Annotated in this window: 8 protein-coding genes; all 8 read left to right on the top strand. The window is 33.4% G+C overall.

The annotated features are described in order from the left end of the window. Nucleotides 1-730 (top strand): class I SAM-dependent methyltransferase (locus ACKI2P_RS03235; RefSeq protein ID WP_407374961.1); only part of this gene is annotated, 730 nt, incomplete at its 5' end. A 10-nt stretch (nt 731-740) separates the two neighbouring features. Continuing rightward, complete coding sequence (locus ACKI2P_RS03230; RefSeq protein ID WP_407374959.1) at nt 741-1,814, top strand: pyridoxal-phosphate-dependent aminotransferase family protein; 1,074 nt, start codon at nt 741-743, stop codon at nt 1,812-1,814. Continuing rightward, complete coding sequence (locus tag ACKI2P_RS03225; protein WP_407374957.1) at nt 1,811-3,139, top strand: Gfo/Idh/MocA family oxidoreductase; 1,329 nt, start codon at nt 1,811-1,813, stop codon at nt 3,137-3,139. Before ACKI2P_RS03230 ends, ACKI2P_RS03225 begins: the two co-directional genes overlap by 4 nt. Before the next feature lie 13 nt (nt 3,140-3,152). Continuing rightward, nucleotides 3,153-3,974 carry a phosphorylcholine transferase LicD gene (locus ACKI2P_RS03220; RefSeq protein WP_407374955.1) on the top strand — a complete coding sequence of 274 codons (822 nt, stop codon included), beginning with the start codon at nt 3,153-3,155 and terminating at the stop codon, nt 3,972-3,974. A gap of 41 nt (nt 3,975-4,015) precedes the next feature. Beyond that, nucleotides 4,016-5,071 (top strand): UPF0104 family protein, encoded by a 1,056-nt coding sequence (locus ACKI2P_RS03215; protein ID WP_407374953.1) that lies wholly within the window; start codon nt 4,016-4,018, stop codon nt 5,069-5,071. Between the two features lie 373 nt (nt 5,072-5,444). Further along, nucleotides 5,445-6,281 (top strand): hypothetical protein, encoded by an 837-nt coding sequence (locus ACKI2P_RS03210; RefSeq protein ID WP_407374951.1) that lies wholly within the window; start codon nt 5,445-5,447, stop codon nt 6,279-6,281. Between the two features lie 152 nt (nt 6,282-6,433). Further along, on the top strand, nt 6,434-6,574 hold the full coding sequence (locus ACKI2P_RS03205) for a hypothetical protein (RefSeq protein ID WP_407374949.1): 141 nt from the start codon (nt 6,434-6,436) through the stop codon (nt 6,572-6,574). 294 nt (nt 6,575-6,868) lie between these two features. Next, nucleotides 6,869-8,359 (top strand): sodium-dependent transporter, encoded by a 1,491-nt coding sequence (locus tag ACKI2P_RS03200; protein ID WP_407374947.1) that lies wholly within the window; start codon nt 6,869-6,871, stop codon nt 8,357-8,359. Nucleotides 8,360-8,508: the final 149 nt, after the last annotated feature.

Genomic DNA, 8,508 nt, shown 5'->3' with positions numbered 1-8,508 from the left:
TTATATTATCAAAGGTGTTAAAATGTCAAGATTATACGGTGACAATGAAGATATTAATTCTGAAAAGGTTAAAAACTTTTTTGCAGATAGGGCTAATCGTGAGTTGGAAAGTGATTTATCCATTGTTTTATTCCAGGATAAGGAAAATTCAGAACAAAGACACATTGAAGAAAAAAGATTATTGCATGAACACATTGATGTAACAGGTAAAAAAGTTCTTGAAGTCGGCTGCGGAATCGGCCGTTGGGTTGAAGCGTTACATGATAAATGCGAATCCTATCTTGGTATTGACTATACTGAAGATTTGATTGAAATAGCTGAAAAAACTTATGATTATGACAACTGCAAGTTCCAGGTCATGTCTGCAACAGATATTGATGAGGATGCGCTATTAATCGAGCCTCCATTTGATGTTATTATTTTCAGCGGAGTTTTAATGTACATCAACGATGAAGATATTAAGCTTGTCTTTGAAGAATTGAACCGTGTAGGTGCTGATGATAAAAAATTATTCATAATGGAGCCTGTTTCTCATATGGAATCAAGATTAACCCTTAAAGATTTCTATTCTGAAGGTCTGGAAGCAGATTATAATGCAATATATAGAACTAAAGATGAATACATGGAATTGTTCAAAGGTTTGAATTATAATAAAGTATTTTCCGATGATATTTTTAAAGATTTAAGTGATCATAGTGAAACCCACTATATGTTTTTCGTAATTGAATAGGTGTGATATAATGTTAAATTTTACAGTAGGCCCTGTAATGAGCAGTGATGAGGTAAGAAAAATTGGCGGTGAGCAAACTCCATATTTTAGAAATGATGAATTTTCCGAAGTAATGTTTGAAAATGAAAAGTTAATGAGACAATTCGTTTACGCGGATGAAAATTCAAGAGTTGTGTTCATCACAGGTTCCGGAACTGCTGCAATGGAAGCTACTGTAATGAATGTGTTTTCAACCGAAGACAAGGTTTTGGTTGTTAATGGTGGTGGATTTGGTCAACGTTTTGTTGATTTATGTGATTTGCATGACATTCCATTTGAAGACATCAAACTTGATTTCGGTCAGGATTTGACACAGGATATTTTAAATCAATACTCCGATAAGGGATTTACAGGATTTTTAGTAAATATCTGTGAAACCAGTTCTGGAGTTCACTATGATTTGGATTTAATCAGTGATTTTTGTAATAAGAATGATATATTTTTAGTTGTGGATGCAATAAGTTCTTTTCTTGCAGATCCAATCAACATGAAAGAACAGAATATCAACACATTGATAACAGGTTCACAAAAAGCATTGGCATGTCCGCCAGGAGTTTCAATCATAGTTCTAGATGAAAAAGCACTTGAAAGAGTTGAAAAAAATCCAGTTAAATCAATGTATTTCGACCTTAAAGATGCACTTAAAAATGGTGAGAGAGGCCAAACTCCATTCACTCCTGCAGTAACTATTTTGCTTCAGATAAATGCAAGATTAAAAGAAATCAAAGCTCAAGGCGGAGTTGAAGCAGAAATTAAAAGAATCTCAAATTTAGCAGAAGACTTCCGCTCAAGAATCAGTGATTTGCCTTTGGAGATAAAATGCAAAAACCTGGGAAATGCAGTTACCAGTGTGTACACCAACTCCTCTGCAACTGAAATCGTAAACACCTTAAAAAAAGAATATTCTATCTGGGTAAATCCAAGCGGAGGACAAGTTGCAGATAAAATGTTTAGAGTCGGCCATATTGGTGATTTGACAATTGAAGATAACGACAAACTCATTGAAGCATTACATGATTTGGAAAAAAGAGGAATATTAAAATGATTAAAGTAATTACCTATGGAACTTATGATTTATTCCATTACGGTCATCAAAGACTTCTAGAAAGAGCAAAAGAACTAGGGGACTATTTAATTGTAGGTGTTACAGCTGATGATTTTGACAAACAGAGAGGCAAAATCAATGTCAAACAGTCATTGATGGAGCGAATAGAATCAGTAAGGGCAACAGGGCTGGCAGATGAAATTATCATCGAGGAATATGAAGGTCAAAAAATTGATGACATCAAAAGGTATGATGTAGATATTTTCACTGTAGGTTCTGACTGGGTAGGTCACTTTGATTATCTGAAAGATTACTGTGATGTAGTATATCTGGAGAGGACAGAAGGTGTTTCAAGTTCAGATATCCGATCAAAATACAGAAGCATTAATCTGGGTTTGATTGGTGAAGGTAATGTATTAAAAAAATTCTATGATGAATCACAATATGTCAACGGAATCAATGTTAATGCAATTTTCGTAAGCAATGACTCTGAAAAGGAGGTTTATGAAAATGATTCCTTATTTTTAACCAGCAGTTATGATGATTTGTTAAATATGGTTGATGCGGTGTTTATCATTTCTCATCCATCAAAACACTATGAACATATTAAAAAAGCATTAACTGAAGGCAAACATGTGCTGTGTGAGTCTCCAATAGCATTGGATGAATCTCAATATTTGGAACTGGAACAATTGGCTAATGAGAATGATTTGATTTTAATGGATTCCATCAAGACCGCTTATTCAACAGCATATAACAGATTACTGCTTTTACTTAAAGGAGGAAATATTGGAGATATATACTCCGTGGATGCAACCTGTACCAGTTTAAGGGAATTTGATGATAATTCATGGAACAGCATTACTTCATGGGCTCCAACTGCACTCCTGCCGATATTTCAGATTTTAGGTGTTGACTATAATAACATGACAATTAATTCATTACTTTTGGATGATAAATCTAATTTTGATTTGTTTACCAAAATTGATTTTCAATATGATAATGCGGTTGCATCAATAAAAGTTGCAAACCGTGTCAAATCAGAAGGGGAACTTATAATTTCTGGTTCTGAAGGTTATGCTTATGTTCCTGCACCATGGTGGAAAACTGATTATTTTGAGTTAAGATATGAAAATCAGGAAGACAACAGGAAGTATTTCTATCAATTGGATGGTGAAGGAATAAGATATGAACTGGTTGCTTTTGCAAAATCCATTGAACTTGGAAAAAATAATACATATATCGATTCTGAAGTTTCAAAGTCAATCTGTCGTGTTATGCAGGATTTTGAAAATAAGAATCTGAACATTATTAAAAAATATTAATTTTAGGGATTTTATGACCAATCAGGATGAAGTGACTCTTAATCATATTAAAGAAATAGAATATATGATTTTAAAGGATTTCATAGAAATCTGTGATAATAATGGCATTGAATATTATTTAATTTATGGAACTCAAATTGGAGCTATCAGGCATCAGGGTTTTATTCCTTGGGATGATGATGTTGATGTAATATTATTCAGAGAGGATTATGAAAAATTCCTGAAAGTTATGGAGGAAAATCCTTCAGACAAATACACTATTTTTGATTCAAGGTATGATAATGAATACTTCTTCCAGTTTGGCCGAATTTCATTGAATGGAACTTATTGGGCTGAATACTGGGACAAGCAGGTGTCATTTAAATTGGGAATTCACATAGATTTATTCATTCTAGATAACCTTCCGGATAATAATCTCAAAAGAAAATTACACATTCAAAGATGTTATTATCTTGCAAGAATGTATTCAATTTCTGTTTTAAGATTTGACAATTACTCTAAAATTGTGAATTTAATTTTAAATTTAACTCATAGCTTGTTTAATATATTGCATTTGTCTCCGAAGTATTTTCAAAAAAAGCTATATAAACTATTTACAAAATACGATAAAAGCAGCGGACAATATGTTACTGATTTAACTTTAATGGAAAAAGTTACTTTTAAAAGAGATGATTACAAACCTCCTAAAAAAGCTCAATTTGAAGATATTATAGCTAATATTCCTAATGATGATTATAATACTTTAACTCCTATTTATGGAGATTACATGCAGCTTCCTCCTGAAGAAGATCGTGTAGCACATATTTTAAATGAAATTGATTTTGGCCCATATTAATTCAATAATTATATAAAAAATAACTTATTATATTTTTAAACATGGATAAAAAATCTGCATTTTTCATAATATTCAGTATAGTTATTTTGGCAGTAATGCTTTATTTTATAGGAATAGACCAGCTAATTGATGCTCTGGAAAATGCCAATCTGGCCATTATCGGTGTGGCGATTCTGATGCAGATTTTTACATACTGCCTATACACATGGAGATGGCAAATTGTCAACAGCATTGCAGACATTAACGTTAGTTTTAAAAGTTTATTTCCGATTGTTATGGTCGGGCTTGCGGTCAACAACATCACACCGTCAGGTCGTGGCGGAGGTGAACCGGTAAGGGCATATATCTTAGCAAAAGAGCATGGCTATGAGCTTAAGGAAACCTTTGCAACAGTTGTTGCAGACAGGCTTTTAGACACTTTTCCGTTCATTGTCCTTGCAATCATCACAATCATCGCGACAGTTTTTTATTTTCAGCTTCCAGACTGGCTTGATGCGGTTTTGGTCTTATCAGTTATAGCAATAATAGCAATTCTTGCAGTTCTCATCTACATGTGCATTAATGAGAGTTTTGGCGTTCGTGTTGAAAACTTCATAGTAAAGTTGGTTCGCAGATTCTACAAAAAAGGCTCTGATGATTTGGAAGTCAAAATCCATGAAAACATCACCGGTTTTCAAAATACCATGAAGCGTCTAATTGAAGACAAAAAGCTTCTCTACTATACCATACCTCTGTCCTTTGTTATATGGATTTTTGAAATCCTGAGGGTTTATGTGGTCTTTCTTGCATTCGGTGCAACCTTGAATGTCATCGTAATAGGCGAAGTGTTTATCCTTGCCTCTTTAGTCGGTATGATTCCTCTTCTGCCGGGTGGTCTTGGGGCCATTGACGGGCTTATGATTGGATTGTATTCAAGGGCAGGCTGTACACCATCTCTTGCAGGTCCTGTAACCATGGTTGAAAGAATGATTTCATTTTGGATGGCATCCATAATTGGACTGGTAATCTTGCCTCATTACGGTTCTTCAGTTCTTGAAAAGATTTCCATTGGAAATTCTGCAGAAGAGCTTGACAAATCAATTTCTGATGAATCTTAAAGACTTATTTTACTTATTTTGGAAAAGTTGTACGAAAGCATAAAATTGTTGTCACTTTATAAAATTGTTCCCAAATCAAAGAAAAACTATTTATATTTTTAAAATAATATTTAAATCAGGTTTCATTTGTTTAAATTCAAATAATTGTAATTTTGGGATGATATATGCGGAATGAAAGCTTTTGTTGGCAATCATTTAGGTTTAAAATATTTTTTCAAAATAAATATTATTCACCATTTGGAATCAATTTCGCATTATTGGCGCAATATTGCTTTTAAACAATCAAATTGTTCTTTATTTAAACAAATACTTTATATATTTAGAGTTATAAAGTTATAAACAATCAATTAACTTTAAATGAGGTTTTAACTTTATGGCGATAGAAACTGAAAGAAATAGGGATATTTTCCTTAAGTTTTGTTTCATGTATTTTCTAAATCATGTCATGGTTGTACTCAGCATTGATGAGGAAATAATTGACATACTTCCAACTGAAGAGATAACCTACAAAAAGACAGGCAGGGTAAAAATCTTTGACAATTTTTTCGATTTTAAGGGTTTAACGAAATCCGGAAAAATAGTCATTTTTGAATTCAAAAAGAATACTCTTACAAATAATGATTTAAAACAGTCATTTGAGTATTATACTCGTGAATTCTGCAAAAGCAGTGAAGATGTTGAACTGATATTGATTGTAATGTCTAAGGGCGGTAGAATCAAGGAGTATGTTAAGCTGGATTTGACATTTCATCCAAGAATAATCAAAACCAAAAAAATAAACAAACAGGAGGATTTAAATCTTATTCAAAACAAATTTGAAAACAATATTATGCTCACGTTTGAGGAGTGTTCTCTTTTGGTAACTTTGCCTTTGTTTGAATTGGATATTGGTGAGGCTGAAATTGTTATTCAAACATGTGAATATGTCAAATCCAAAAAGCAATGTATTCCCAAGGAAATGTATGATAAAGTGGTAGTTGGAAGTTATCTTAATATTGTTGAGTATATTGGTGAGGATAAACAGAAAAAATTAATGGAGATGATTGGTATGGCTGAAAAAGCTAAAGGTGTACTGCAGATGTATAAAGAAGAGATGATGGATGAATTTGAAAAAAAAATTGAAATTGCTAAAAAGTTAAAGGGTTTGCATACTCCTGAAGAAATTTCCAAAATCACAGGTTTGAGTTTAAAGACAGTCCTTTTGCTGTAATTTTATTTTTTAAGTGACTATAAATTTGATAAGGATATTGTGCTCACATTTGAGGAATGTTATTTTTTGATAACTCTACCTTTGTTTGAATGGGATATTGGTGAGGCTGAAATCGTTCTTGAAACCTGTGGATATGTCAAATCCAAAAAGCATTGCATTCCCAAGGACTGTTTGATAAAGTGGTTGTTGGAAGTTATCTTAATATTGTTGAGTATATTGATGTGGATAAACAGGAATCATTAATGGAGATGATTGGTATGGCTGAAAAAGCTAAAGGTGTACTGCAGATGTAAAGAAGAGATAATGGGGGAATATAATCTTGAAATGGCAAAAACCTTAAAAGTGTGCTTTCTCCGGAAGAGATCGCAAAAGTTACTGGAGTAAGTTTAAAAACAGTTCTTCTTTTATAATCTGTTTAGATACATTTTCATAAAATGGGAAGTTATCTATTTAAAATTTCCATTCAATCTTTTTTATTCATTTTTCATATATTTTTTTACCAATTTATCCTTTTTTAAAGCGAATCTAAACATTTTTAACTTTTGAGCTATAAAAATATATTACATAATTTAATAGGAAAATGTTTTATGTCAAAAGATAAGAATGAATGGGGCAGCAACATGTCATTCATCCTTGCGATGATAGGTTCTGCCGTTGGTCTTGGAAACATTTGGAGATATCCTTATGTGCTTTACTCAAATGGTGGGGGAGCATTCTACATTCCATATATTGTGGCAATTCTGATTATGGGAATTCCGTTTCTGATTCTTGAATATGGTGTGGGATACAATTTTAAGTCTTCCTTTTCAAAGGCACTTACAAAAATTAGCTCCAAATGGGAATATTTGGGCTGGCTTTTGCCGGTTGCGGTTTTTATGATTATGATTTATTACTCAGCTATTCTGGGTTGGGACGGAATATATATTTTCATGAGTTTCTTTAAGGGATGGGGAGCTGATCCTAATGCGTACTTTACAAGCACTCTTCTGCATGCTTCAGATTCATATACTGGACTTGCCAGTTTTGTCCCACTTATTGCAGTGTCAATGATTGTTGGTTGGGTAATAATATGGTTTATATCCCACAGAGACCTTGAAAAAGGTTTGGGAAGGGTTTCAAAGGTATTGGTGCCTGCGCTCTTTATCATCATGGTGATTATTGTAGGATTTTCCCTGACCTTGCCAGGTGCTTCAGTTGGTTTGGCAGAGCTTTTCCATCCGAACTGGTCACTTCTCACTGATTTTGGAATATGGATGGCTGCATTCGGTCAGATTGTATTTTCTCTGAGCCTTGGAATGTCAATTGCATTTACATATGCAAGCTACACCAAGGATGATGCGGATTTGGTTACAAATACAATTTCAATTGCTCTTGCAAATTCTCTTTTTGAAAACTTCGCAGCTTTGGGTGTGTTTTCAATTCTGGGATACATGTCATTGCAGTCAGGAATACCGGTGGCTGATATTGTAACTCAGGGAACAGGTCTTGTATTCATCGTTTATCCAACTGTGTTTAATGTATTGGGTCAGTGGGCTTATGTATTGGGGCCTCTGTTTTTCTTTACAGTTTATCTTGCAGGTCTTACCAGTATTCTCTCCACAATTGAGCCTTTGTCATTTTCAATACAGAACAAGTTTGGCCTTACAAGAAAAAGAACAATGACTATTCTAATCATTGTCGGAGCCATTTGTTCAATGATATATGCGACTTCATATGGAAGTAACGTTCTAGGTTATGTAGATACATTCATCAACCAAATTGCATTACTTTTAGGTGTGGTTCTGGAGTGTATCATATTTGCATGGGTATTTAAAGCCGAAAAACTCATTGATTTTATGAATGCCCGGTCAAAAACAATCAAATTGGGCAAGTGGTGGCTTGTGATTGTAAAATATATTCTTCCAATTTTCATTACAGTTGTATGGATTGGAGGTATTATTGATGTTGTCAATTCCGCAACTTTTGACCAGCTGGTCTTTACAATCATAATTGCGGCGATTCTGTTGATTGCTACATTGATATTTACATTGCTGCCGGCCAAAAGCTCTGACTGGAACGAGACTGAAGAAAGAGTGTAAAAAGATAGTTTTAAACTATCTTATTTTTTATTTTTTGAATATTTTCAAGAGGTTCTTTGAGGCGGTCAGATATTTCTTCTGCGCTCATTCCTGATTCTAATAGACTTTTTATTGTTTCTTCTTTTCCTTTAATTGTTCCTTCTTTTATT

It is taken from the genome of Methanobrevibacter sp., assembly GCF_045541095.1.
GTDB lineage: Archaea > Methanobacteriota > Methanobacteria > Methanobacteriales > Methanobacteriaceae > Methanocatella.
This window is presented reverse-complemented; position numbering and strand designations above follow the sequence as displayed.